We start from the raw sequence: 23,870 nt of genomic DNA, 5'->3' as shown, positions 1-23,870 counted from the left end.
ATGAACGACGAAGTACGGAGTCCCCTGGCCGGGGCCGGGCGCATGACCGAACGCATGATCGAGGTGCGCGGGCTCGGCAAGCTGTTCACGCTGCACAACCAGGGCGGCGTGCGGCTGCCGGTGCTGCACGCGGTCGATTTCGACGCCGCGCGTGGCGAGTGCGTGGTGCTTGCCGGTCCCTCGGGCACCGGCAAGAGCACGCTGCTGCGCTGTCTCTATGGCAACTACCTGGCCACCGAGGGCAGCATCCGCCTGCGCGACCCGGCCGGCGCCGGCGAGGCCTGGGTGGAGCTGAGCAGCGCGCCCGAGCAGCGCATCCTGCAGTTGCGCCGCGACGTAGTGGGCTATGTCAGCCAGTTCCTGCGCGCCATTCCGCGCGTCTCGGCGCTGGATGTGGTGGCCGAGCCGGCGCTCGCGCGCGGCGTGCCGCAGGAGGCCGCGCGCGAGCGCGCGGCGGCACTGCTGGCGCGGCTGAACCTGCCGGGCCGCCTGTGGAGCCTGCCGCCGGCCACCTTCTCCGGCGGCGAGCAGCAGCGCGTCAATATCGCGCGCGGCTTCATCGGCGGCCACCCGATCCTGCTGCTGGACGAGCCCACCGCCTCGCTCGACGCCGACAACCGCGCGGTGGTGGTGGAACTGATGCGCGAGACGCTGGCCGAGGGGCGCTGCCTGGTCGGCATCTTCCACGACGAGGCGGTGCGCGACGCCGTCGCCACACGGCTGCTGCCGCTGCGCCCGGCGACGGGCGAAACGATGGTGCCCGCCGCCGCCGCCGCCGCCCGGCCCGCCTGAGCGGCCGCCCGGCCCTTTGCCCATGGAACCGAACATGCCACCGATCTACCTGACGCATGCCCATCTGATGCTGCCGGACCAGGAACTGGCCGACAGCGCCCTGTTGATCGAAGACGGCCGTATCGCCGCCATCGAGCCCGCACCATCCGCCGTGCCGCGCGGCGCGCAGGTGGTCGACCTGCACGGCCAGTACCTGCTGCCCGGCCTGGTCGACCTGCACTGCGACGCCATCGAGAAGGAGGCCGAGCCGCGCGCCAACGTGCTGTTCCCGCTCGATTTCGCCGTGGCGCAGGTGGATCGGCGCAATGCCGCCGCGGGCATCACCACACCCTTCCATGCGTTGTCCTTCTCCAGCCACGAGGCCGGCGTGCGCAACAACCAGACGGCCTCCGACATCGTGCGCAGGGTGGCCGCCTTCCGCGCGCACAGCCTGGTCGACAACCGCGTGCACTGCCGCTACGAGGTGACCGACGCGGCCGCGGTGCCGGCGCTGGAGCAGTTGATGGACGAGGGCGTGGTCGACCTGATCTCGGTGATGGACCACTCGCCCGGCCAGGGGCAGTTCAAGACGGTGGAAGCCTACCTGGCCTACCTGATGGGCAACCACGGCATGAGCCGCGAAGCGGCCGGCGAGGTCGCCGAGCGCAAGCTGAAGGAGCGCGAGGGTGTGGCCGGGCGCGTCGAGCGCCTGCTGGCGCGCGCGGGCCGGCTGGGCATCCCGGCCGCCAGCCACGACGACGATTCGCCGCAGCGCATCGAGGCCATGCTGGCGCTGGGCGTGCGCATGAGCGAGTTCCCCATCAACCTGGAGACGGCGCGTACCGCGTGCGAGCGGGCGCTGCCGACCATCCTGGGGGCGCCCAATGTACTGCGCGGCAAGAGCCAGAGCGGCTCGATGCGCGCCATCGACGCCATCCGCGCCGGCGTGGCCAGCATCCTGTGTTCGGACTACCAGCCGTCGACGCTGGTGCCTTCGGCCTTTGCCGCCGCGCAACAGGCCGGGCAGCCACTGTGGCGCGCGCTCGCCATGGTGACCGCCAATCCGGCGTGCGCCTGCGGCCTTGGAGACCGCGGTGGCCTGATTCCAGGCCTGCGCGCCGACCTGGTCGCGGTGGCGACGGTGGCGGGCCAGCCGCTGGTGACGCATACGTGGTCGGCCGGCCGGCTGGTGTTCGCGGCCGGCTATGCGGCGGCGGCGCCGGTGCGGCCGCAGGTGGCGCTGGAGGCTGCGTGAGGGCGGCCGGCGCCGGGCCGGATGCCCGGGTGGCCGCGGTGGCGCGCAGCGCCGTGCACGGCTTCAGCAAGGAGGTGGTGCAGGAAATCCGCCTGCTGGCCGGTCTCGGCGTGGAGGGGGACGCGCACGCCGGCGTCACCGTGCAGCATCGTTCGCGCGTGGCGGTCGATCCCAGCCAGCCCAACCTGCGCCAGGTCCACTTGATCGCGGACGAACTGCTGGCGCAGTGGTCGGCCCAGGGCTTCGGCCTCGGGCACGGGGCGCTGGGGGAGAACGTCGCCACGGCGGGGCTCGACCTGCTGGCGCTGCCGGTCGGCACGCGCCTGCGGCTTGGCGCCGAGGCCGTGCTGGAGCTGACCGGCCTGCGCAATCCCTGTGCGCAGATCGAAGCGTTCCGGCCCGGCCTGCTCAAGGAGGTGCTCGGCCGCGATGCGGACGGCAGGCTGGTGCGCCGGGCAGGGGTGATGGCGGTGGTGCTGGCGGGCGGCGCGGTGCGCGCGGGCGATGCCATCGAAGTCATGCTGCCGGCGCTGCCGCACCGGCCGCTGGAGCGGGTTTGAGACGGCGCCGAGACAGGCGGGAAGGGTGACGGGAAAGCTGGCTGGAGGGGGGCTCGGTGCGGTGGGCTCAGTGCGGTGGGCTCAGTGCGGCAGGCTGCCGGGGCGGGGGCCGTTGAGCTCCCACTCCTGGGCGATGTCCGGAAAGACGTCGCATTCGCCGCGCACGATGACCTCGATGGTGGCGCACACGCCGGCGGTGCCGCGCGGGCCGACGCAGACCAGGCTGCGCGGGCGCGGGCTGTGCTGGGGAATGGCGTAGACGTGCATGCCCTCCCGGTACAGGGGGTGCCTGCTCAGGCGCTCGTTGAGCATCTCGACGAAGCGCTGGGGACTGACAACGGGCTTGGCCATGGCGCGCTCCCACGTTTGCCAGCCGTCCGGGGCGACGCGGCCTGCGCCGGCACGGGGCCGGCGGTGGGTCGGAACGGCGGAATTCCCACACGGGACCATGCGGGAAGGTGGGGCAGCGCACAGACATGCGTCCGCCCCTGAGGCTTACAGCCTAGCGCATCCATGGCGCGGTGCAAGAACAATACGCACGGGCTGCCGAACCGGCCACTTGGGGCGGTTGCCGGGCGCAGCGTGCGCCAGGCGGCGACTGAGCGGCGGCTAAGCGGGTCGCTGCGCAGCCCCCCGGGCGCGCGTTTCAGTGGGCACGTGATTCGCCGGCCAGGCGGATGCCGTCCAGCAGCCGGTTGCCGGCCGCCCAGCAGGCCGCCTCGGCTTCCGCATGCGAGGGATAGGCGGCGGGCGATTCGATGGTGGAGTCGCAGTCGGCGGCGCAGCCTCGCTCTTCCACGACGATGCGCCAGCAGTAGGAGCCGGGGTGGTCTTCGACGACGTGGAGCACCAGCGTGCGGTGCCGGTCGGTCAGGGTCAGGGGGTGGTGGGTCATGGCAGCCTCCCGCGCGGGAACGCCTGGTGGAACAGACGGTGTGAGTGTCTTCCATCCTTCAATGTAGACGGCGGCGGCGCGGGGCGAAAGGCGACGGCGGGCCGCGGCCTGCGTCCGGTGCCTCCGGGGGGCTCAGGGCGCGCGGGGCTCCAGCGGACTTCCGCCGGCGCGCCATTTCCAGTATCTTGCCGGCTTGCGCCCTCCCGCACCCTGTCCATCACACGCCGCATGCCTGCCTCATCCACCGTCCCGCCCCGACTCGCTGCCCGCGTCGACGCCCTGGTCCGCCACTACACGGGCACCATCCTGCCGCTGTGGCGCGGCGCCGGCTGGAACCCCACCCTGCGCCTGCCTTACGAGGCGCTCGACGGCGGCAGCGGCGCGCCGCTGCCGCCGGTGCGCTACCGTGCCATGGCCTGCGCGCGCCAACTCTATGTGTTCGCCCACGCGGGCCTGCCCGGAAGCGCCGACGCGGAACACGCGGCGGCCTTGTTCGCCTCGCTGGAGGCCTGCTTCGGCGACGGCGAGGGCAGCTGGATCTACAGCGTCGACGCGGCCGCCGAGCCGCTGGAGCGGGCGCGCGACCTCTATACCTACGCCTTTGCCGTGTTCGCCTGCGCCGAGTACCACAAGCGCAGCGGCAGCGAGGCGGCACTGCGGCTGATGGCGCGCACCACGGCGCTGATCGAGGCACGCTTCGCCGACGGCGCCGGCTTGTACCGTTCCGCGCTCGATGCCGGCTATGGGGACAGCGGCGCGCCGGTGCTGCAGAACCCCATCATGCACCTGACCGAGGCCTACCTGGCCGCCTATGGCATTGCCGGCGACGCCTGGTACGGCCAGCGCCTGCGCGAGATCGGCGAGGCCGTGCTGGCGCGCTTCGTCGATCCGGGCAACGGCTGCGTGGCCGAGCTGCCGCAGGGCGAGCCCGGCAACCGCATCGAGCCGGGGCACCAGTTCGAGTGGTTTGCGCTGGTGGCGATGGCGCCGGCAGTGTTCGGCGGATCGGCGCTGGAGGCCTCGCTGCGACGCGCCTTCGCCTTCGCGCAACGCTTCGGCGTGGATGCCGCCACCCAGGGCGTCGGCGCGGCGCTGGCGGCGGATGGCAGCGTGACGGACGCCACCCAGCGCATCTGGGCGCAGACGGAGTTCGCCCGCGCGCTGGCGCTGGAGGGCAGCACGGCCTCGCTGGCCACGCTGGCGGAGTGGGCCGGGTGCTTCGAGGCGCGGTTCCTGCACGCCGGCGGCTGGCATGAAGTGCTCGGGCCGGCCGGCGAGGTGCTGCGCACCGACATGCCGTCGACCACGCCCTATCACCTGTTCGGCGCCTACCGAGCCTTGCCCTCGGCAGGACTGTGAGGCGGCCTGCCTCAGGCCGTCGTGCTCAGCAGCCGGTCGAACTCGTGCTTGACGATGCGGTACGACTCGCCTGAATAGCCCTCCAGGCCGGCGCGGTCGATCACCGTGATATGGCCGCGGCTGTGCTCGATCAGGTGCAGCTGCACCAGCCGCCCGACCGCCTCGGTGACGCCTTCGCGGCGCACGCCCAGCATGTCGGCGATGGTCTGCTGGGTCACGTCGAGCTCGTTGCCGGCGGCGCGGTCCAGTGCCAGCAGCAGCCAGCGGCACAGCTGCTCGGTGAGGGAGTGGTGGCGCACGCTGACCACGGTCTGCGCCACCTGCGTCAGCAGGGCCTGCATGTAAAGCAGGGTCATGCGCTGCAGGGTGGGCAGCATGGGCCACTGGGCACGCAGGTCGCCGGCGGCGATGCGCAGCGCCACGCCGCTCTTGCGTACCTCGGTACGGTTGGGCATGGTCTCGCCGCCGGTCAGCGCGGGCAGGCCGGCCAGGCCTTCGTGCCCGATCGAGGCCAGCTCCACGGTGCTGCCGGATTCCTGCAGCGAGAGCATGGAGATCATGGCGCTGATCGGGAAATAGACGTGGCGGATGCGTTGCCCCGAATCGCTCAGCAGCTGTCCGGCGCGCAGGTTGACCGGCTCCAGGTAGGGCCGCAGGGCGGTACGTTCGCGCTCCGGCAGGCGCTTCAGCAGTTGATTGCCGGACAGGTCGACGATGGTTTCCAACATGCGCTTCTCCCCGTTTCCCCTGAAGACCAAGGCGGACGCCATCGGCAGCGGACGCCACCAAGCGGACGCCACCGACAGCGGCTGCCCGTCTGTGCGGGTCGCCACGTAGCGGGCGGCCTTGTATAGGTCCATTAAGCGATATGTGTGGGCACGGGGACAGTGGCCGGAGGTTGGAGGCGGCGCGGTAAATCGGGTGACATGCTTTTGGATGACCTCAACCGTTTGGACGGGGGAGGGACCGGCAGGCCGGCGCGGCCGGTGCCGTTGCCGGCACGGGCGGAGGGCGGCCGGCCTCAGTCGTCCAGCCGCGAACCGCGCAGGTCGCTCTTCTGCAGCAGGCGCAGCAGCGTCTCGGCGGGGCGGCTGAGGCGCCGCGCCGCCAGCGAGATGAACTCGACCTGGGGCAGCGCCGGCAGGCTGTCGGCATTGACCGGCGGCACCAGGCCGCGCCCGGCCAGGTCGCGCGCGCGCACCGTCAGGCCCAGGCCGCCGCGTGCGGCGGCCACGCAGCCGGAATGGCTGCTGCTGCTGCACACGATGCGCCACTGTACGCCCGCCTTGGCGAGGGTGTCGAGCACGACGGCGCGGGTGACGCTCGGTTCATTCACCAGGATCAGCGGCAGCGGGCGGCTCAGGTCGGCCACCGTGCCCGGCACCGCCAGCCATTCCAGCGCGCCGTGGAACAGCGGCACGCCGCGGCGCTCGCCGTCGCGGCGCTTGCCGATCATCAGGTCGAGCGTGCCGGCATCCATCAGTTCGTACAGCTTGCCCGTCATGCCGATGGTGATCTCCAGCTCCACGTCCGGGTGCGAGTTGCGGAAGGCCGCCAGCACCTTGGGCAGGGGGCCCTGGGCGAGATCGTCGGAGGTGCCCAGGCGCACGCGCCCCTGCAGGCGCGGCGCGCTGAACTGCGATTCGGCGCGCGCCAGCGCCTGCAGGATCAGCCGTGCGTGGACCAGCAGGGCCTCGCCGTCGGGCGTCATGGCCAGCGAATGGGTGTCGCGCACGAACAGCCGGCGACCGACGTTTTCCTCCAGGCGGCGGATGTGTTCGCTGACGGAGGACTGCGACAGGCCGAGCTGGCGGCCGGCGTCGGTAAAGCTGCGGGCCGCGGCCACGGTGGCGAAGGTTTGGATCCAGACCGGATTGAGCATGCGCCATTGTCATCGGCAAATCCGATGGCAGTCAATGACGCCAGCGGGGTTCACGATCGGTGCGCGGCTGATTAACATGCCAGCAGTCCCGGCGTGCCACGGCGTGCGGCATGCGGCACTACCGAGAAGGACAATGACCCAGGATTCCCCCCGCATGCCGATGTTGTGGATCGTCGCCGCCGGCTTCTTCATGCAGACGCTCGACACCACCATCGTCAACACCGCGCTGCCCTCGATGGCGCGCAGCCTCGACGAGACCCCGCTGGCGCTGCAACCGGTGGTGGTTGCCTACACACTGACCATGGCCATGCTGACGCCTGCCTCGGGCTGGCTGGCCGACCGCTTCGGCACCCGCCGCGTCTACTTCGCCGCGATTCTCATCTTCGTGCTGGGCTCGCTCTTCTGCGCCGGCGCCCACACGCTGCCGCAACTGGTGGCGGCCCGCGTCGTGCAGGGCCTGGGCGGCTCGATGCTGCTGCCGATCGGGCGCCTGGCCATCCTGCGCAATGTCTCCAGCGAGCAGTACATCGCCGCGCTGGCCTTCGTCTCGGTGGCGGGCCAGGTGGGCCCGATCTTCGGGCCGATGCTGGGCGGGTGGCTGGTGCAGAGCGTGTCGTGGCACTGGATCTTCCTCATCAACGTGCCGATCGGCGTGCTGGGGCTGGCGGCCGTGCTGCGCTACCTGCCGGCCGACCGCGGCCTGCAGGCGCCGCCCTTCGACTGGCTGGGCTGCGGGCTGCTGTCGCTGTGCATGGTGGCCTTCTCGCTCGCGCTGGACGCACCGGGCGGCGGTGGCGGCGCGGCCCACGCGTTGTGGAGCGGCGCGCTGTTCGCCACCAGCCTGCTGTCGGCGTTGCTCTATATCCCCCATGCGCGCCGCAGCCGCGCGCCGCTGTTCCGCCTGGCGCTGTTCCGCGAGCCGAACTTCAGCGTTGGCCTGGCCGGCAACCTGGTGTGCCGCATCGGCTCGGGCGCGGTGCCGTTCCTGCTGCCGCTGCTGCTGCAGCTTCAGCTCGGTTACTCGCCGCTGCACTCCGGCATGATGCTGCTGCCGGCGGCGCTGGCCGGCGCCCTCGCCAAGCGCTGGATCGTGCCGCTGGTCAACCGCTACGGCTATGGCACCTTCCTGCTGGTGAACACCGTGCTGGTGGGCGCGTCGATCGCCTCCTTCGCGGCGATCGCGCCGGGCTGGCCGATGGCGCTCGCGGCGGCGCAGCTGGCGCTGTTCGGCGCCACCAACTCGATGCAGTTCGCGGCCATGAACAGCGTTACGCTGAAGGGCCTGAGCCGGGAAGACGCCGGCAGCGGCAATTCCCTCTTCTCGATGGTGCAGATGCTGGCGATCGGACTGGGTGTGACCATCGGCGGCGGGCTGGTGAGCTTGTTCACCACTCACGCCGGCATGGGCGGCGGTGCCTACCGGCTGGCCTTCCTCACCGTGGGGCTGATCACACTGGCCTCGGCCGCGGTGTTCCGGCGCCTCGACATGGCCGAGCTGGAGAAGGGCCGCGGGGGCCGCGGGGGCCGCGGCGCCGCGCGCACCACAGGCCGCTGAGCCTGCACTGCGGCGCGCGCAGGCGCCGCTGCGCCGCTTGCCGTGCGCCGCCGTTGCCTTACCGTTGCCTTACTCTTCCACGCCGCGCTCGCGCAGCAGGCGCGCGCACTCGTCGAGCAGGTCGTGGGCGAAGGCCGACTGGTAGTTGGGGTCGAGCGCTTCCATCATCTCGTGCGAGGCATAGAGCCCAGCCTCGCGCGACAGCGTGCCGGCGAGCTGGCGCGCGAACTCGTCGCTCAGCTCGGACAGCAGGCGGCGCTCAGCCAGCGCGAGCTGCAGCTTGGAGCGCGACAGCCATTGCGCGGCCAGCGTCGCGCCCTGGGCCTCGGTCAGCCAGGTGCGGTGCTCGTAGTAGGCGGACAGCCGCTCGGCGGTCAGCGCGAACAGCAGGGCCTTGCGGGTATTGAAATCGAGTCGGACGATCGGGGCGGGCTTCATGCCGTGCACGGGGTGGCGGAATTCAGGAAGGACGCGAGACTACCATATGGCCGGCTCGATCGGGCTCGCTCAGGTCCCGCTCAGGGCTCGCCGGCCGGCGCCGCGGCCAGCCGTGCACGCAGCCAGGCGCCGATGTCCCGCAGCTCTTCCAGGCACACCGAATGCGGCATCGGGTAGGTATGCCAGGCCACCTGGCAGCCGCGCTCGCGCAGCGCGTCGCGTGCCTGCTCGCCCAGCGCCGGCGCCACGATGTCGTCCTCGCTGCCATGCGCGGCGAAGATCGGCGTGGCCAGGTTGTCCGCCCGCATGCCGGCGTCCACCAGGGCCGGTGCCGGCAGGTAGGTGGACAGCGCGATGATGCCGGCGAGCGGCTCCGGATGCGTCAGGCCGGCCGTATAGGCGATCGCGCCGCCTTGCGAGAAGCCTGCCAGCACGATGCGCGCACAGGGCACGCCGCGCGCGTTCTCCCTGGCGATCAGCGCACGCACCGCCTCGCAGGAGGCGGCAATGCCGTCTTCATCGGCATGGCGGCGCGCGTTGTCCAGGGTGTAGATGTCATACCAGGCAGGCATCACGTAACCGCCGTTGCACGTGACCGGCATGGCGGGCGCATGCGGAAAGACGAAGCGCACGCCTGGCGCCGCGGGCAGGCCGAGCTCCGGCACCACCGGCACGAAGTCGCTGCCGTCGGCACCGAGGCCGTGCAGCCAGATGACGGTGAACGCCGGCGCGGGCGCGGTCTCGAGTTCGATGGCGGGCAGCAGTTCGTTCATGGCCTGTTCCTGGGGAGTGCCCGTGCCAGGCCACAACGCGCGGCCGGCCGGCCGCGCGAGTATCGCACAGCCGGCGATGGCCGGTATGGCGGGCGCCGGCCCGCTACGCCGCCGGGGCGCGTCCGCCCCGTCAGGCGGCCGAGGGCACGATGGGCACCGTGGTCAGGCCGGGGGCCAGGCGCGCGCCCGGCGCGGTTTCGGCGGCGGGGCGAGCGGCGGCGCGGCGCTTGTCGACCACGCCCTCGACACCGGTGGCCGCCACGTCCTCGAGGAAGGCGATGACATCGCGGTAATAGTCGACCTGCATCTGTGCTTCCAGCAGTCGTCGTTCAGCCTGGAACAGCGTCAGCCTCATGTTCTCCAGTTCCCGCGCGGCGATCTTTTCCGGGGTGGGCTGACTGAACAGGTTCGCGAACAAACGCATGGCAGTACCTCCAGGGCTGTCAACAGCGGCGATTCGATGTTCTGGCCATGTGAGCACTATAGACAAGAATGCCGGGCGCCACTGTGACACGCGGCAGCGTCGCAACTCATCCACATGGCCGGTTGCCGGATGCGCGCGGCAGGAGTAGATTGACCGGTCACCGCTGGTGTGGGCGCACCGCAGCGCGCCGGCGCCGCCCGGGCGCGGGGCCGGGCTCGGCTCCGGGAACGTGCGCCTGCCTTCCCCTCTTTTTTCTTCTTGCTTTTCCTCTTGCCTCGGCCGCAACGGCCGCGACGGCCGCGACGGCCGTCTTCGCGCCGTTCAGCGGCTTTCCCGCGCGCTATCCCGCTATCCGCGCCGCGCCGGCGTGCCGGCCGGCGGACGAGCGTCGTGCGCCGGAGGCGCGACGGCCAGGGCGCCGCTGCGCAGCGAGGCCGCGATCGGCGACCAGAAGTTGGCGGCCTCGTCGGCTTCGATGGCGGCGTTGTGTACCAGTCCGTCCAGGGCCAGCAGCCGGTGCGGGCCGGTGGCGGCGCGCGCCAGCCGTTCCGCCTGCGCGAAGGGAATCACTTCGTCGCTGCGGCTGTGGACCAGCAACAGCGGCAGGCCCAGCTCGTGCACGCGCGCTTCGTTGTCCCAGGGATTCGGCAGCAGCGGTGCCAGCCAGGGTGGCACGATGCCGGTCGCCACGGCCGCGGCGCGCGCCGAACTGAAGCCGGCGGCGATCACCACGCCGGCCGGCGCCGGCCGCAGCGTGTCGATCAGGCCGAGCAGCACTCCCGTGCCGAGCGAGTAGCCCAGCACGTAGCGGCGCGGCGCCTCGGCGGTTGCCGCCAGGAAGCGCTGGTAGGCCTGGCGCCCGTCCTCTTCCAGATGGCGTACCGTGGGGTGACCGCTGCTGGCGCCATAGCCGCTGTAGTCGAACACAAAGCTGCTGATGCCCGCGCGGTAGAGCAGGGCCTGCGCGCGGGCCCAGTCGGAGAGGCTCTCGTCGTCACCGTGGTACACCAGCAGCGCCGGCGCATCGCGCTCGGCGGCGCGCACGAAAGATGCATGCAAGGTGCGGTCGCCGCTGTCGAAGGTGGACTGTTGCGACGGTACGCCGAAGTCTTCCGGGGTCAGCGGGCCGAGGCGGGACGGCTGGAAGGCGCCGTGCTCGACCGCGAGGTAGAGGGCCTCGCGGCCCAGCGCCACCAGCAGCGCGGCGCAGGCGGCGCCGGCGAGCCAGCGTGCCAGCGGGAAGGGTTTGCGTGAGCTCGGGCGGGTCATCGGCCGCTCCGGTCGGGACGGGCAGGGGATCGGGTCAGGACTTGCATGGCAGGAGTGTAGCCGCATCGGCGGGGCGCGGCATCCCCGGGGCGGGTTCCGCGGGGCTCAGCGTGCAACAGCTTCGCGCAGGGTACGGTCCAGCCAGTCGGGATCGTCGTGCGGCAGGTCGTGGCCGGCCCAGGGATGGCAGCGCAGCTCCGCCCGCCAGGCGCCGGCCAGTCGCTCGGAGCAGCGCGGGCTGACCAATCCATCGCCGGCCGATGACAGCAGCAGCACCGGGCAGGCGGGCGCGCCCGGGCGGGCGCGGAATCGGGCCGCGGCGAACAGCTGGCGCAGTGCCGCGGCGCGGCTGACCGGCGCGCTGGCACCGATCTCGCTCCAGGCGCTCAGGTCGGCGTCGAGCGTATCCGTGCGCCGGCAGGTCAGCGCGTGGATGAGGCGTTCGCGTTCGGCGTGGCGCGGCCAGCGCGCGGCGAGCGCCAGCAGCGCGGGCCAGGCGCGCGGGCGCAGCCGCTGGTCGACGCGGCAATAGGGCCGCATGCTGGTGTTGATCAGGACCAGAGCGGCCACCTCGCCGGGATGCTGCTGCGCCCAGTCGAGCGCCACCATGCCGCCCAGCGACATGGCGAGCAGGCGGTAGGGCGGCCGCAGCCCCGCTGCGCACGCCTGCGCGCGCACGAAGTCGCGCATGGCGCCGACCGTGAGCGGTGCCGGCACCCGCGCATGGCGGCCGCAGCCGGGCAGGTCGACCAGCACGGCCGGCCCCAGGCCCTGCGCGGCCATGCGTGCCGGCAGTTCGGCCCAGTGCCGCCCTTCGCGCGAGAGGCCGCGCAGCAGCAGCCACGGAGCGCCGCTCACCGGCGCTCCCCGCCGAGCCAGTGGGCGGCCGCGGCCTGGCGCAGGCGCTCGCGTTGCTCGTCGTGCGGCAGCCAGCGCTGCGGCGCCACCGCCAGGCGGCCGAGGAAATCGAACAGGCTGACGTGGCGCCGCAGCACGCGCGCGGTGCGGTGGGCCATGATGGGGTTGAAGATACCCTGGCGCGAGAAGAGCTGGCGCGGGTTCTTCTTGATCCAGAGCCAGGAGCCGAGTTCGAGCGTCATCGGCAGGAACAGGTTGGGCGCCCGCGCACGGTCGTAGGCGTAGTCCCACAGGTCGCCGTGCAGCAGGTACTGCTGGCTCTGCGGCTCGAAGGCGTAGCCGTGGTGCGGGTGGGCCTGCTCGAACAAGGTCTTGAGCAGGAACATCTCGGCCAGGTGAGGCATGGGCCGGGTGGTGCGCGCATAGGGAAACCAGATGCTGTCGCGCCAGCCGTAGCCGGAGTGGCAGTCCACGGCGAAGCTGAGCGGGCGCGGCAGCAGTTCCTCCTCGACCACGCGCAGCATGGCGGCGCTTTCGCTCTCCATCGGCGCGCCGGCGCGGCCGCGGTACCACGGCAGCCAGGCGCCGTAGCGCTGGCCGCCGGCAAGGAAGGGCACCGCGCCCTCGGCGTCCTGCGGCGCATTGCGCATCAGGTCCACGCCGGCGGGGTTGGCGCGTGTGCCGGCCCACATGCCACCCGGATTGACGATCGGCATGAAGACCAGCCGCACGGATTCGAGCTGGCGCCGCAGCAGCTCATCCCATTCGAGCCGGCCCAGCAGCGCGCGCATATAGTCGAGCACCAGCAGCGTGCCGATCCGCTCCAGGCCGTGGATGCCGCCGAAGATGCCGATCGCCGGCGCCTGCGGCGCCTCGCTGCCGAGGCAGGCCACGTAGACGGCAAAGCGGTGGCCCTGCGTGCTGACCTCGCAGGCCACGCGCGCCCGCAGCACGCCGACGCCTGCCGCCAGGATGTCCTGGAGCTGCTCATACTCGGCAAAGCTGGCGCTGCGCGGGTCGGGCGATGCCATGCGCGTACGGTCTCCGGGGTCGCTTCTTCCGCCTCGTTCCACCGTATCCCGAGGCGGCGGCGGCAGTGATGATGGCGACGCTTTGTGAATCCGGCATGACATGGCCGCGACGGCGGGGGAAGTCCGGCCTGCCGGTGCCCGCGTGCCGCCGCCTCAGGCCGCCGATAGCGCGGCGCCGGCCGGGGCATCGGTGGATAGCGCCAGCACCGGCCAGCCGCGCGCGCGCGCCAGCGCCAGCAGCGAGGCGTCGGGGTTGACCGCGACCGGGTCGCTCACCTGCTCCAGCAGCGGGATGTCGTTGCGCGAATCACTGTAGAAGAATATGCGATCGAAGGCCTCGCGGCGCAGGTTCTGCGCCTGCAGCCACTGTGCCACGCGCACGACCTTGCCGGCGCCGAAGCTGGGCTCGCCTTCCAGTTCGCCGGTGAACTCACCGCTCCCATCGACCACGGCCTCCACCGCGATCAGATGCCGCACGCCCAACCGCACCGCGATCGGTTCGGCGACGAAGCGGCAGGTAGCCGTGACGATGCAGCACAGCGCTCCGTCGTGCCGGTGATGCGCCAGCAGCGCCGCGGCATCCGGCAGCAAAGCCGGTTCGATGACCTCGCGCATGAAGTCGGCGCGCCATTGCTCCAGCCGGAGGCGGGGGTGGCGCGCCAGCAGGCCGAGGGCAAAGCGCGCGTGGGCACGCGCGTCGAGCGTGCCGGCCTGGTAGGCCTCCAGCCAGCGCGCGTTGTAGTCATCCGCCTCGGCCGCGTCGAGGGCGCCGACGCGCACCAGGTAGCGTGTCCACTCGTACTCGCTGTCCAGCGGCAGCAAGGTGTGGTCGAGGTCGAACAGGGCGAGGCTGGTCATGCTTGGGGGCTCCTGGGGGAAAGCCGCAAGCATGTGGCAGTGGGGTGACTGGTGCGTGATGGTTTTCGTAAGTTTTTTGATGCTGGTATTGGATGGGACTTGGTGCCTGTCTTCGGGCGATGCTGGTCTGCGAGACAACGGCCTGTTTCGACCCCCTGCGGGGAGCCGACTCGCTTTCGTGAAGCAAGGCTTTTGCGCGTGGATTCGAGTGGTATCGGTCAGTGTGACAACGGCCTGTTTCGACTCCCCCTGCGGGGGAGCCGACCTACTTTCTTGGTCTTGCCCAAGAAAGTAGGCAAAGAAGGCGCGCCGGGTGCGGCTCAAAACCCCCTCGCGTGCTGGGGCAAAGAGCGGCCGGGCCCCAACTCGGATCGCCTTAAGGCGATCCTCAGACAGGGGGCCCTCTAATCCGCTCTTTGCCCCAGCCCGCGAGGCGCCGCACACGGCAGGGAACAGACGCCACGCCTCGCTGCGCTTCGGGCGGGCTGTGTTCGGCCAGCAGCTGGCCGAACACAAAGGCTTAGCAAACCTGGCCGTTATGCAAAAGCGAGCCCGCTCGCAGACCAACGGTTTGGCCTTTCCCTCCCGTGGGCGGCGCCTCGCGAATGGGCCCCGGCCGGTGAAAGCGTTCGTCCTTGCCATTGGTTTGAGGATGGGCCGGACGGCTATGGGTCAGGCGCACGCCCAGCCGGATGAGCCAGACCCCCAGGCCGGTGAGCTGACCCGGTTGTGAAGGACTGCCCCACGGCGCCCCCTTGTCGGCGTTGATACGCCAAGGCAGTCCGAAGTGGCGAAAGGCCTGGGCCAGGTGCTCCTGGACCACAGCGGTGTGGGTCTGCGTACAGGCGGCCAGCGTGACGGCGAAGCGGGAATGATCGTCCAGTACCGTCAATGGTGAGCACATCTGGCCATCGTGCGTGCGAAAGCCGCCCTTGAAATCCATTTGCCACAGCTGATTGGGCGCCGCATGTTCAAAGCGCTGCCACGGCTGGGCCTTGACTGAGGCTTCGGGTGAGATCAGGCCATGCCGATGCAGGATGGACGTCACGGTGCTCGGAGCCGGCACCGGTGTGTGGCCCAGATCCTGAAGCCGCCGGCTGATCTTGCGTCCGCCCCAAGCCGGGTGCTGCAGGCGCAGGGCGACGACCAGTCGCTCCAGTTCCTCCGCCGTTCGGGTCGGACTGGTCGCGGGCCGGCGCGACCGCTCGACCAAGCCAGCCATCTCCTGTTCGGTGTACCGAGCAATCCACTTATAGCCGGTCTGCGGGGAGATGCCGTAGCGTTGGCAAAGCTGGCGGCGATTGCAGCCCTCTTGCTGGGCGAGCAGGACGAATTCGTGGCGCAGGCTCATGGTGTCGCGTGGGCTCCAGGACATGACGGACTCCGGCAGAAACTCTGCCGTGAAGTGTCAACCATGTCCTCGCACACCTGTCCACCATGTCCCCGGTCTATACAGCGAGACCAAGAAAGTAAGCAAAGAAAGGCGACCCGGGTGCGGCGAACCCCCCTCGCGAATTGGCCCCGGCCGCCGCGCCCGTCCGAACTCGCGGCCTGCGGCCGCTCAGACAGCGGACGGGCTTCATCGGCGGCCGGGGCCAATTCGCGAGGCGCCGCACACGGGAGGGAAAGGCCAACCGTTGGTCTGCGAGCGGGCTCACTTTTGCATAACGGCCAGGTTTGCTAAGCCTTTGTGTTCGGCCAGCAGCTGGCCGAACACAGCCCACCCGAAGCGAAGCGAGGCGTGGCGTCTGTTCCCTGCCGTGTGCGGCGCCTCGCGGGCTGGGGCAAGGAGCGGAAAAGAGGGCCCCCTGTCTGAGGATCGCCTTAAGGCGATCCGAGTTGGGGCCCGGCCGCTCTTTGCCCCAGCACGCGAGGGGGTTTTAAGCCGCACCCGGCGCGCCTTCTTTGCCTACTTTCTTGGCAAGACAAGAAAGTAGGTCGGCTCCCCGCAGGGGAGTCGAAACAGGCTTTTGCCTCGCACACCGACATCGCCCCAACCAAAGCACCAAGTCACGAGAGCCGAAACAGGCCGTTGCCCCGCATACCAACACCGCCCGACATGCACCACGCCCACCCAGCAAGAACCCCTCATCACCATGTGGTTGCAAAACAAAACCATGCCTTGTAAATTCCATCTGGTTTTATTTTGCAACCAAAAAAGATGGAGGAACGAACGATGACCGATCACGCGACAACATTGGCTGGCACCTTCCCCTATACCCCCCATTTCACCGACAGCCCCGGCTTCCGCATGCACTACGTCGATGAAGGCCCCGCCGACGGCGAAGTCCTGCTCTGCCTGCACGGCGAGCCAACCTGGGGCTACCTGTTCCGCGATCTCATCAAGACGCTGCGCGGGACCTGGCGCGTAGTCGTTCCCGACCATATGGGATTCGGCAAGAGCGAAACGCCCCAAGGCCGCAGTTACTGGCTGCAGGACCACATCGACAATCTCGAACGATTGGTCCTGTCGCTCGACCTCACCGGCATCACGCTCGTGATGCACGACTTCGGCGGTCCTGTCGGAATGGGGCTGGCAGCCCGCCATCCGGACCGGATCCGCCGCGTTATCAGCGCCAACGGTCCGACTCCCTTCGGGCAGGCGACCCTGCCGCAGCGAGTCATGGCGAATGCCGCCGAGTCACCGTGGTTCCGGTGGATCGCCAAGGCCGAAGCGGACGGCAGCCTGGAAACCGTGCTGGGCCAGCTCGGCTTCAATATCCTGAGCACGCTGAAACTGAACGGCTTCGAACACAACGCCATCATCAGCGATGCCTGGCTGGCGGCCTATGCCGCGCCATTCGCCACGCCGGCCGACTGCCTGGGCGCCATCGGCTGGGCCAAGGGATTCGCCACCGGTGCTCACCGCTTCGAAACGCCCGATGCGGCGGCGGAGCGGGCGATCCGCGGCAAACCGGCGCTCGCGATCTGGGGGGAGGCGGACCGCACGCTCGGCGCTGAGCATTTCCTGCCCCTGTTCACCGAGATCTTTCCCGCGGCGCCGGTCAAGCGCCTGGCGGGAGTCGGCCACTATTGCCTGGAAGATGCCCCGGCTGCCGTGGCCGGCCTGGTCTCGGCGTTCATGCGCCAGACCTGAGCGGGTCGCGCGCACCGCCATGGGAAGCTCAGCCAGGAAGGGGAGCAGCGCCAAGGGCAAAGAATGGGAGAGCAAGCCAATGCCGGCGCAAATGGCATGTTTCCCGGCAGCATGCGCTGCCACGGCGGCGCCCACGCGGATCAGTTGGTCGCGCAGGGGCGGAAGATCGCGTTGATCGCCGCGCCGCTCGCGGCAGTCCGCATGTAGCCGAAGCTGCCTTGCTCCTGCATCTCACGCGCGGCCTGCATGAAGGCGCCCAAGGCGCTGCGCGCCATCGCGCCTCCCACGCTGACGCGCCGGGCCCCGAGGGCAAACAGTTCCGGTGCGTTCAGCGTCGAGCCGCCGAAGCCGGCCAGGACGTTGACCGGCCTGTCCACCGCGCGTATCACCGTGGCGATATCCTCGCTGCGGCTCAGGCCCGGTGCATAGAGCACGTCGGCGCCGGCTTCCTGGAATGCCTGCAGCCGGGCGATCGTGTCTGCCAGGTCCTGCTTGCCGAGGAAGAAGTTCTCGGCCCGTGCCGTGAGGGTAAAGGGGATGGGCAGGGCGCGCGCGGCCTCCACCGCCGCGCGGATCCGTTCCGCGGCGAAGCCGATGTCGTAGAAGGGCGCGTCGGCGCGGCCGGTGACATCCTCGATGGAGGCGCCGACGACACCGGCCTGCGCGGCCTGCCGGATGGTGCGGGCCACATCTTCCGGCGCGTCGGCGTAGCCGTTCTCCAGGTCGGCGCTGACAGGCAGCCCGGTCGCCGCGGCAATCTCCTCCAGGTGGGCCAGCACCCGTTCGCGCGGCACCGCGCCGTCCGGCAGGCCGAGCGAGAAGGCAAGTCCCGCGCTGGTGGTGGCCAGCGCTTCGAAGCCGGCATGGGCTAGCAGGCGGGCCGTGCCGGCATCCCAGGGATTGGGAATGATGAAACCCTCGCCCTGGAAATGGCGATCGCGGAAGGCCTGGGCCTTCTTCCGATGCTCGGCAGAGAATGCTTGCATGATGAGGTCGCGGGCGCATGGCCCGACTGTGTGATGGGACGTAGATTTCACTGTGCATCGCCCCCGGAATCAAGGGAAATGTGCGCATGCCGGGGATGCCGGCCGGGCATGCCGGCGGGGGCTCCGGCATGCGCGGACCGCAGCGGGCCGCACCCGCTGCACCGGGGCGTGCTCCGGCCGCCCGCCCGGGGCAAGCACCCAGGGCGAGCACCCGGGCCGGTATCGAACGATGCGGCCCGTTATGCCTCAGGTCCGCGCCGGTGCCGGCGCCGGCCTGCGGGTCCCGACCCGTTCCCCGCCGCGCTCCTGCGGCAACACCAGGCAATCGAGGAAGGCCCCCAGCAGCCGTGTCCCCTTGCGGTTCTCCAGGCAATACAGGTACTCATGCAACACCGGTGGCTGGCACGAGAACGGCACCACCCGCAGCGCCGGGTCGTCCGGCACTTCGCCCAGGGGCACCACGCTCGCGCCCAGGCCCTGGCGGATCGCTTCGTAGATCGCCTCGCGGCTGCCGATCACGGTGTGCTGCGGCAGCTCGAAGCCGGCGTCGGCCAGCGCGGTCTCGGTCGCCTTGCGGGTCATCGAGCCGTGTTCGCGCATCAACAGGTGGCAGGTGGTGAGCTGGGCCAGGCTGACGCTGGTCTGGCACGCCAGCGCATGGGTGGGCGGCGCCACCAGCACGAGCGGGTCGGAGGCCAGCATCACGCGCGCCAGGCGGGGGTCGTCGACGGTGTGGGAGGAGATGGCGACGTCGATGCGGTACTCGAACAGCGCGTCCAGCATCTGCTGCGAGTTGCCGATGTCGATGCTGACGTCGATGGCGGGGTAGCGCTGGCGGAAGGCGGCCACGCTGCGCAGGATGTAGTACGGGCCGGTGGCACCGATGCGCAGGTTGCCGAAGCGCAGGTCGCCGGCGTTGCGCAGCAGGAAGTCGGCGCTGCCTTCCTGCTGCACCAGTTGCTCGACGATGGGCATCAGGGCCACGCCGACGTCGCTGAGGTCGACGCGGCTGGCGCGGCGGTAGAACAGTTCCACGCCGTAGAGGTCTTCGAGCTGGCGGATGCGGCCGGTGACGGTGGGCTGGCTGACGCGTAGCTGCTTGGCGGCGGTCGTGATGCTGCCCTGGCGGGCCACCTCGAAGAAGGTCATCAACAGGTCGCCGAGCATGATAGGGGTGGGAGAGTATGCGGGGCGCCAGTCTACGGGCGGTTTGTGACAGTCGCGTGGATGGCGTGCAGACAGGCGGCCTCCCTGGCCGGAAGGCCGCCTTGGCGAAGGCTGGTTCACTGAACCGGGGCGCAGGTGGGTGGCGGGCCGGCGGGCCGGCCCGCGCGGCGCATCAGCCCTGGCCCATGGCGGGATCGGAGACGCTGTCGGCGCCGGTCTCCAGGCGTCCGGCGAAGCGGCGCAGGAAGCCGCCCTGGGCGGTGGTCACGGTGAAATCGTACCAGTTGCCCTGGCGGCCCACCGGCCAGTGCTGCTCGATCTGCTTGCCGGCCGGGATCTCGTAGGTCCAGGGGCCGTCGCCGCGATAGGCGTTGGCGGTCACGGTGAAGGTGCAGGCAGCCGTGCCGGTGTTGATCAGGTCGAGGTAGACGTGGGCATTGGCCACGTCGTAGCAGACGCGGATCTCCGGCGCGCTGGCGCCGGGCACGCCGAGCGCGCTGACGTCGCCCTGGAAGGCGCGATGGAAGCCGTTCGGGCCAAGCACCCACAGGTCGTACTTGCCGCCGTCGCTGGCGAAGGTGTCCCAGCTGCCGCTGAGTTCCTTGCCCGGCTCGATCGCGTAGCGGCGCGGCACGCGGTCCAGGTGCAGGCGGTCATAGACGTGGAACACCGCGGCGGCCTTGCCGGTGTTGCGCAGGGCCAGCCAGACGCGGCGGCCGGCGTAGTCTTCGCGGGCGCTGACGTGCAGCTCGTAGGGCAGGGCCCGCGAAGGGCGCGAGCCGGTGGCCTGGGCCGGCAGTTTCTGCGCCGCCACGGTGGGCAGCGGTACCTGGGCCAGCAGGCCTTGCGCGGTACGGATGGCGTCGGCGCTGGTCTTGTCGCGGTTGGGCAGCGTGGGCAGCACCTCGCGGTTGGGGGTGACGAAGTTGAAGGCGGAGGTCAGGTCGCCGCAGACGGCGCGGCGGAAGGCGCTGATATTGGTCTCCGCAACGCCGAAGCGGGCTTCCAGGAAGCGCAGCACCGAGGTGTGGTCGAACACCTGCGAGTTGACCCAGCCGCCGCGGCTCCAGGGCGAGACCACGTACATCGGCACGCGCGGGCCCGGACCGTAGGGGTGCTGGTCGGTGTGATATTCGCCGTCGGCCGACATGGTCGCGCCGCCCGCCAGCACGCCCCCGTCGTAGGCCGGCGCGCACGGCGGCGGCACATGGTCGAAGAAGCCGTCGTTCTCGTCGAAGTTGATCAGCAGGACGGTGCGGCTCCAGATATCGGGATTGGCGGTGAGGGCATTGAGCACTTCCTGGGTGTACCACGCACCCTGCACCGGGCTGGACGGCCCGGGGTGCTCGGAGTAGGTGGCGGGTGCCACGATCCACGAGACCTGGGGCAGCTTGCCGGCGGCGATGTCGTCCTTGAAGGCCTGCAGGAAGCCCGCGTCCGGCATGGTGTTGCCGATGCCTTTGATGAGCGGGCTGATGGTCTCGTCATTGACGGTGTAGGCCGGATAGGGGCTGCCGTTGGCCGCGTTGCCGCGCGCGGCGTTGGCCTTGCGGTACTGGTCGAAGCCGGCGAGCGGGTTGTCGGTGTAGTTGTCCGGCATGTTCTGGTAGACCTTCCAGTTCACGCCGGCGGCCTGCAGGCGCTCCGGGTAGGTGGTCCAGCGGTAGTTGATGCCGGTGGCATCGAGCGAGTCGCCGCTGTTGTCGATCACCGGCCCGCCGAAGGCGCCGGTGGGATCGTTGGTGCCGGTCCAGTGGAACAGGCGGTTGGTATTGGTGCCGCCGTGGAACGAGCAGTGGTAGGCATCGCAGAGGGTGAAGGCATTGGCCAGGGCGAACTGGAAATCGAGTTCGGCCGAGGTGTAGTAGCCCATCGACTGCGTCTGCTTGTAGGTCGGCCACTTGTTCATGCGGCCGAGGTCCCAGGCGTTCTGCGCGTCGGGGTAGCTGTGCGGCGTGCCGCTGACGCGCTGGGCGTTGCCGGCCTGGCTGTCGAGGTGGTACGGCAGCACCGTGCGCGAGCCCGAGGTGTAGGTCTGCTGCCAGACGTTGAGGCCGCCGGCGAGCGGGATCGGGAAGCGGTCGCCGAAGCCGCGCACGCCCATCAGCGTGCCGAAATAGTGGTCGAAGGAGCGGTTCTCCTGCATCAGGATCACCACGTACTCGACGTCGCGGATGGTGCCCGTGGCGTTGTTGGCCGGGATGGCCAGGGCGCGGCGGATGGAAGGCGGGAAGGCGGCCAGGGCCGCGGCGGCGGCGGTGCCGCTGCCGGCCATGCGAAGGAAGTTGCGTCGGCTGGACGAAGTCATGTCAGTGCGTGCAGCGTGGAATGGTGGGCGGTTTCCGGCAGGCGCGGCGCTCAAGGCGCGCAGCGCTTCTGCGGCGTCTTGTCGGGCGTCTGGTTGGGCGCATCGGCGTCGGCCGCGGGCGTCGCCGGCGAGCCGGTGCCGCCGGTGGTGCCGGCATTGCCGCCGTCGCCGCCGCAGGCGGCCAGCGCGGCGCACAGCAGCGCGGCGCCGAGCCAGCGCATGCGCGCAAGAGTGTGGAGGAGTGGCGTCATGTCAGTGAGGTCCGATGATGAGGTTGGGCTGTCACGGCTGCAGCGAAGAGATCGGCTGGCGCGAGCCCGGGATCGACTTGAGCTCGTCCAGCGTCAGGGTGCGTGTCCAGATCGCCAGGTCGTTGAACTCCATCACGCCCTTGAGCGAGCCCGGATTGTTGGCGACGTAGTTATGCGTGGCGTCGTCGTTGACACCCCAGGTCTTGGTGCCGAGGCCGCCGAGCTTGCTGACGTCAGTGTTGGCGATGGCCTTGTTCTCGGTCTTCTGCAGGCCCAGCACGGGGTCGATGATGTAGGCGCTGAAGGTCTTGGCGGTGGCGTTGATCGACAGGGCGACATAGGCCCACTGGTTGGCGCTGACCTTCATGCCGGTGATGTCGTCGCGCTTGCCGCCGCTGCCGATGTTGAAGCGGAGCTCGCAGCTGCCCCACAGGGCGATGGCAATGCCAGGGTTGCTGCCGGTGTAGTAGTCCTTGTTCGACAGGATGGGCTCGCCGGTGCCGTTGCCCTGGGTGCAGTCCGTCTTGAACCAGAAGCCCATGGTGAACTGCGGGCTCAGCGCCAGGTCGGTGCCGCTGAAGGCCAGTTTGTAGGCATCGATGCGCGAGTCCACCTTGAGCGCGCCGCTGCCGAAGTTGTCGGTGCTGGCCGAGCCGCCGTCGGTGCCGGCGATCCACGGGCCGAGCGTGGAGGCGCCCTTGACGTCGACCGGAGGCAGCTTGTCGAAGCTGTAGTAGAGCGCCAGGTTATTGGTCAGCGTGGTCGCCAGCGGGGTCGGCCGGATGTAGTTCATCTGGGCCAGGTAGGACGTCGGCACGCCGTTGCGCACCAGCGTGTAGTTGAAGCGGTACAGGCCGCTGGCCAGGTCGAAGCCGCTGTCGTTGTACTGGGTGGTGCCGGCCGGCAGCGTCGCCACCGTCTTGCCGTCGCGCAGCAGGGTCATGCTGCCGCTGGCGGCGGACGGGTTCTGCCAGTTCAGCAGCAGCGCGTCGCCGTAGCGGCCGACGGTGGTGGCGATGCCGCGCACGCCGGTGGCGCTGGCGATCAGCGAGGCGCCGTCGGTGGCATTGCTGGCCGCGTCGGCGCGCACGCCGACATGGTCCAGCAGGGTCGGGGCGATGTCGGCGCCGCTGGGCAGCGCCGCCAGCTGGGCATTGTTGGTCGGGGCCGGACCGCCGGGGCTGGTCAGGTCTGCGTTGAGCGCCTTGTTGAGCGCGATGAAGGCGGTGCGGTTCTCCAGCATCGGCACCGAGGTGGTGGCGCCGGTGGCGTCCAGGCCGTGGCTGGCCGTGACCAGTACCAGCCAGTCCTCGCCGGGGTTGGCCTTGCGGCGCTCGGCGACGGCAGCCAGCAGCTTGCCGAGCGCGGCGTCGACACTGACCAGGGCGCTCGTGTAGGCGCTGCTTTCGAGGCCTGCCGCGGCCGCGGCGGCGGCGGGCGCGGTGTAGTGCGCGAACACCGTGTCGTAGCCCGCGCGCACCAGGCGCAGGCTGTTCTGGGTGACGCAGTCGTCGGCGCCGGCGCAGTCGACCAGGGTGTTCAGCGCGCCGCTGGCCTGGTCGGACTTGAGCAGGCCGGGCATCACCATCGAGCTGGTGGCGGCGCCGGCCTGGCGCGCGCTGCCGGCGGCGCTGCGCAGCCGGGCGAACAGCGTCGGCGCCTGCAGCTGGCTGGCGCTGTCGTCGGCGATGCCATGGCGGTTGCGCCAGGTGCCGCTCAGCACCGTGGCCCAGCTCGGCGCGTCCAGCGGTGCCTGCTCGGTCACCGTGCCGAGGGTGCCGCCGGTGGCGCTGGGCATCAGCGTGAGCTGGCCGAGATTCGGCAGCGCGTGCGCCAGCAGCGCCGACTGCAGCGCGGAATAGGTGGCGCCGTCCACGCCGACCAGCAGCACCTTCTTGCTGGCCGTCGCCGGTGTCTGGGTGCTGGGCGAGGGCGGGTTCTGCCCGCCCGATGCCGCAGCGCCGTCATCGCTGCCGCCGCAGGCGGCCAGCGTGCCGGCCAATGCCAGTCCGCACGCCAGGCGTGCGTGTCGAGTCCATGCCATCTGAGATTCCCCTTCTTCTGTTGTGCCGCGGCGCCTGTGTGCCACGGCGCTGGATGCGTGTCGGATTGCGCTCCCCGCAATGCGTACGC

22 protein-coding genes and 1 pseudogene are annotated in these 23,870 nt (G+C 70.5%); 6 read left to right on the top strand and 17 right to left on the bottom strand.

Annotated features, from left to right (window positions below; genetic code table 11):
- The 3 genes from phnL to BKK80_RS28575 are packed head-to-tail and all read left to right on the top strand — an operon-like array spanning window position 1 to window position 2,586.
- A complete protein-coding gene (phnL, locus tag BKK80_RS28585) occupies window positions 1-792 on the top strand; it encodes a phosphonate C-P lyase system protein PhnL (RefSeq protein WP_236903811.1) in 792 nt (263 codons plus the stop codon).
- 34 nt (window positions 793-826) lie between these two features.
- Complete coding sequence (locus BKK80_RS28580; protein ID WP_071040083.1) at window positions 827-2,026, top strand: alpha-D-ribose 1-methylphosphonate 5-triphosphate diphosphatase; 1,200 nt, start codon at window positions 827-829, stop codon at window positions 2,024-2,026.
- Window positions 2,023-2,586 carry an MOSC domain-containing protein gene (locus BKK80_RS28575; protein WP_071019564.1) on the top strand — a complete coding sequence of 188 codons (564 nt, stop codon included), beginning with the start codon at window positions 2,023-2,025 and terminating at the stop codon, window positions 2,584-2,586. Before BKK80_RS28580 ends, BKK80_RS28575 begins: the two co-directional genes overlap by 4 nt.
- A gap of 81 nt (window positions 2,587-2,667) precedes the next feature.
- On the opposite strand, the gene BKK80_RS28570 is transcribed toward BKK80_RS28575, so the two are convergent.
- Window positions 2,668-2,937, bottom strand: coding sequence for a hypothetical protein (locus BKK80_RS28570; protein ID WP_071019567.1), 270 nt, complete (start codon window positions 2,935-2,937; stop codon window positions 2,668-2,670).
- 295 nt (window positions 2,938-3,232) lie between these two features.
- The gene (locus tag BKK80_RS28565; protein ID WP_071019570.1) at window positions 3,233-3,481 is read right to left on the bottom strand and encodes a hypothetical protein; all 249 of its coding nucleotides are present in this window, start codon (window positions 3,479-3,481) and stop codon (window positions 3,233-3,235) included.
- 228 nt (window positions 3,482-3,709) lie between these two features.
- Here BKK80_RS28565 and BKK80_RS28560 point away from each other — a divergent pair, with 228 nt between their 5' ends.
- Window positions 3,710-4,840: an AGE family epimerase/isomerase gene (locus BKK80_RS28560; RefSeq protein WP_071072249.1), complete on the top strand. Its 1,131-nt coding sequence runs from the start codon at window positions 3,710-3,712 to the stop codon at window positions 4,838-4,840.
- 11 nt (window positions 4,841-4,851) lie between these two features.
- On the opposite strand, the gene BKK80_RS28555 is transcribed toward BKK80_RS28560, so the two are convergent.
- Together BKK80_RS28555 and BKK80_RS28550 are read right to left on the bottom strand one after the other, a co-directional pair.
- Window positions 4,852-5,568: a Crp/Fnr family transcriptional regulator gene (locus BKK80_RS28555; protein WP_071019574.1), complete on the bottom strand. Its 717-nt coding sequence runs from the start codon at window positions 5,566-5,568 to the stop codon at window positions 4,852-4,854.
- 293 nt (window positions 5,569-5,861) lie between these two features.
- Window positions 5,862-6,722: a LysR family transcriptional regulator gene (locus tag BKK80_RS28550; protein WP_071040080.1), complete on the bottom strand. Its 861-nt coding sequence runs from the start codon at window positions 6,720-6,722 to the stop codon at window positions 5,862-5,864.
- Window positions 6,723-6,855: 133 nt separating this feature from the next.
- Between BKK80_RS28550 and mdtD the strand changes: the two genes are divergently transcribed.
- Window positions 6,856-8,277: a multidrug transporter subunit MdtD gene (gene mdtD, locus BKK80_RS28545; RefSeq protein WP_071072247.1), complete on the top strand. Its 1,422-nt coding sequence runs from the start codon at window positions 6,856-6,858 to the stop codon at window positions 8,275-8,277.
- Window positions 8,278-8,346: 69 nt separating this feature from the next.
- Here the strand turns inward: mdtD and BKK80_RS28540 are convergent, their stop codons facing one another.
- From BKK80_RS28540 to BKK80_RS28505, 8 genes and pseudogenes are all read right to left on the bottom strand, one after another.
- Window positions 8,347-8,715 (bottom strand): hypothetical protein, encoded by a 369-nt coding sequence (locus BKK80_RS28540; protein ID WP_071019581.1) that lies wholly within the window; start codon window positions 8,713-8,715, stop codon window positions 8,347-8,349.
- 80 nt (window positions 8,716-8,795) lie between these two features.
- Complete coding sequence (locus tag BKK80_RS28535) at window positions 8,796-9,488, bottom strand: alpha/beta hydrolase (RefSeq protein ID WP_071019583.1); 693 nt, start codon at window positions 9,486-9,488, stop codon at window positions 8,796-8,798.
- A 130-nt stretch (window positions 9,489-9,618) separates the two neighbouring features.
- Window positions 9,619-9,912 (bottom strand): hypothetical protein, encoded by a 294-nt coding sequence (locus BKK80_RS28530; RefSeq protein WP_071019586.1) that lies wholly within the window; start codon window positions 9,910-9,912, stop codon window positions 9,619-9,621.
- 348 nt (window positions 9,913-10,260) lie between these two features.
- The gene (locus BKK80_RS28525; RefSeq protein ID WP_071072245.1) at window positions 10,261-11,181 is read right to left on the bottom strand and encodes an alpha/beta hydrolase; all 921 of its coding nucleotides are present in this window, start codon (window positions 11,179-11,181) and stop codon (window positions 10,261-10,263) included.
- A 105-nt stretch (window positions 11,182-11,286) separates the two neighbouring features.
- Complete coding sequence (locus BKK80_RS28520) at window positions 11,287-12,039, bottom strand: alpha/beta fold hydrolase (RefSeq protein ID WP_071019592.1); 753 nt, start codon at window positions 12,037-12,039, stop codon at window positions 11,287-11,289.
- Window positions 12,036-13,070, bottom strand: coding sequence for a M14 family zinc carboxypeptidase (locus BKK80_RS28515; RefSeq protein WP_071019594.1), 1,035 nt, complete (start codon window positions 13,068-13,070; stop codon window positions 12,036-12,038). The genes BKK80_RS28520 and BKK80_RS28515 overlap by 4 nt, the downstream gene beginning before the upstream one ends.
- 153 nt (window positions 13,071-13,223) lie before the next feature.
- A complete protein-coding gene (locus tag BKK80_RS28510; protein ID WP_071019597.1) occupies window positions 13,224-13,928 on the bottom strand; it encodes an HAD family hydrolase in 705 nt (234 codons plus the stop codon).
- Between the two features lie 616 nt (window positions 13,929-14,544).
- Window positions 14,545-15,303: pseudogene (locus tag BKK80_RS28505) on the bottom strand (IS481 family transposase); the annotation flags it as partial.
- Window positions 15,304-16,104: 801 nt separating this feature from the next.
- Between BKK80_RS28505 and BKK80_RS28500 the strand changes: the two are divergent.
- Window positions 16,105-17,025 (top strand): alpha/beta fold hydrolase, encoded by a 921-nt coding sequence (locus BKK80_RS28500; protein WP_071019599.1) that lies wholly within the window; start codon window positions 16,105-16,107, stop codon window positions 17,023-17,025.
- A 140-nt stretch (window positions 17,026-17,165) separates the two neighbouring features.
- Here BKK80_RS28500 and BKK80_RS28495 read toward each other — a convergent pair whose 3' ends face one another.
- From BKK80_RS28495 to BKK80_RS28475, 5 genes are all read right to left on the bottom strand, one after another.
- On the bottom strand, window positions 17,166-18,011 hold the full coding sequence (locus tag BKK80_RS28495) for an isocitrate lyase/PEP mutase family protein (protein WP_071040078.1): 846 nt from the start codon (window positions 18,009-18,011) through the stop codon (window positions 17,166-17,168).
- A 246-nt stretch (window positions 18,012-18,257) separates the two neighbouring features.
- Entirely contained in the window at window positions 18,258-19,178 is a 921-nt protein-coding gene (locus BKK80_RS28490) for a LysR substrate-binding domain-containing protein (protein WP_071072243.1), read from the bottom strand.
- A gap of 172 nt (window positions 19,179-19,350) precedes the next feature.
- Complete coding sequence (locus BKK80_RS28485; protein ID WP_071019607.1) at window positions 19,351-21,486, bottom strand: phosphocholine-specific phospholipase C; 2,136 nt, start codon at window positions 21,484-21,486, stop codon at window positions 19,351-19,353.
- A 50-nt stretch (window positions 21,487-21,536) separates the two neighbouring features.
- Entirely contained in the window at window positions 21,537-21,737 is a 201-nt protein-coding gene (locus BKK80_RS28480; protein WP_071072241.1) for a hypothetical protein, read from the bottom strand.
- A gap of 31 nt (window positions 21,738-21,768) precedes the next feature.
- Window positions 21,769-23,781 carry an alkaline phosphatase family protein gene (locus BKK80_RS28475; protein ID WP_071019612.1) on the bottom strand — a complete coding sequence of 671 codons (2,013 nt, stop codon included), beginning with the start codon at window positions 23,779-23,781 and terminating at the stop codon, window positions 21,769-21,771.
- Window positions 23,782-23,870: the final 89 nt, after the last annotated feature.

This window comes from Cupriavidus malaysiensis, from assembly GCF_001854325.1.
Lineage (GTDB): Bacteria > Pseudomonadota > Gammaproteobacteria > Burkholderiales > Burkholderiaceae > Cupriavidus > Cupriavidus malaysiensis.
Note: the sequence above shows the minus strand (reverse complement) of the source record. Positions and strands in the feature narration are given on the sequence as shown.

Bases quoted from the DNA above. Each gene is read 5' to 3' on its own strand.
- phnL (WP_236903811.1), top strand. From the start codon at position 1: ATGAACGACGAAGTACGGAGTCCCCTGGCCGGGGCCGGGCGCATGACC.
- BKK80_RS28580 (WP_071040083.1), top strand. From the start codon at position 827: ATGCCACCGATCTACCTGACGCATGCCCATCTGATGCTGCCGGACCAG.
- BKK80_RS28570 (WP_071019567.1), bottom strand. From the start codon at position 2,937: ATGGCCAAGCCCGTTGTCAGTCCCCAGCGCTTCGTCGAGATGCTCAAC.
- BKK80_RS28565 (WP_071019570.1), bottom strand. From the start codon at position 3,481: ATGACCCACCACCCCCTGACCCTGACCGACCGGCACCGCACGCTGGTG.
- BKK80_RS28560 (WP_071072249.1), top strand. From the start codon at position 3,710: ATGCCTGCCTCATCCACCGTCCCGCCCCGACTCGCTGCCCGCGTCGAC.
- BKK80_RS28555 (WP_071019574.1), bottom strand. From the start codon at position 5,568: ATGTTGGAAACCATCGTCGACCTGTCCGGCAATCAACTGCTGAAGCGC.
- BKK80_RS28550 (WP_071040080.1), bottom strand. From the start codon at position 6,722: ATGCTCAATCCGGTCTGGATCCAAACCTTCGCCACCGTGGCCGCGGCC.
- mdtD (WP_071072247.1), top strand. From the start codon at position 6,856: ATGACCCAGGATTCCCCCCGCATGCCGATGTTGTGGATCGTCGCCGCC.
- BKK80_RS28540 (WP_071019581.1), bottom strand. From the start codon at position 8,715: ATGAAGCCCGCCCCGATCGTCCGACTCGATTTCAATACCCGCAAGGCC.
- BKK80_RS28535 (WP_071019583.1), bottom strand. From the start codon at position 9,488: ATGAACGAACTGCTGCCCGCCATCGAACTCGAGACCGCGCCCGCGCCG.
- BKK80_RS28530 (WP_071019586.1), bottom strand. From the start codon at position 9,912: ATGCGTTTGTTCGCGAACCTGTTCAGTCAGCCCACCCCGGAAAAGATC.
- BKK80_RS28525 (WP_071072245.1), bottom strand. From the start codon at position 11,181: ATGACCCGCCCGAGCTCACGCAAACCCTTCCCGCTGGCACGCTGGCTC.
- BKK80_RS28515 (WP_071019594.1), bottom strand. From the start codon at position 13,070: ATGGCATCGCCCGACCCGCGCAGCGCCAGCTTTGCCGAGTATGAGCAG.
- BKK80_RS28510 (WP_071019597.1), bottom strand. From the start codon at position 13,928: ATGACCAGCCTCGCCCTGTTCGACCTCGACCACACCTTGCTGCCGCTG.
- BKK80_RS28500 (WP_071019599.1), top strand. From the start codon at position 16,105: ATGACCGATCACGCGACAACATTGGCTGGCACCTTCCCCTATACCCCC.
- BKK80_RS28495 (WP_071040078.1), bottom strand. From the start codon at position 18,011: ATGCAAGCATTCTCTGCCGAGCATCGGAAGAAGGCCCAGGCCTTCCGC.
- BKK80_RS28490 (WP_071072243.1), bottom strand. From the start codon at position 19,178: ATGCTCGGCGACCTGTTGATGACCTTCTTCGAGGTGGCCCGCCAGGGC.
- BKK80_RS28485 (WP_071019607.1), bottom strand. From the start codon at position 21,486: ATGACTTCGTCCAGCCGACGCAACTTCCTTCGCATGGCCGGCAGCGGC.
- BKK80_RS28480 (WP_071072241.1), bottom strand. From the start codon at position 21,737: ATGACGCCACTCCTCCACACTCTTGCGCGCATGCGCTGGCTCGGCGCC.
- BKK80_RS28475 (WP_071019612.1), bottom strand. From the start codon at position 23,781: ATGGCATGGACTCGACACGCACGCCTGGCGTGCGGACTGGCATTGGCC.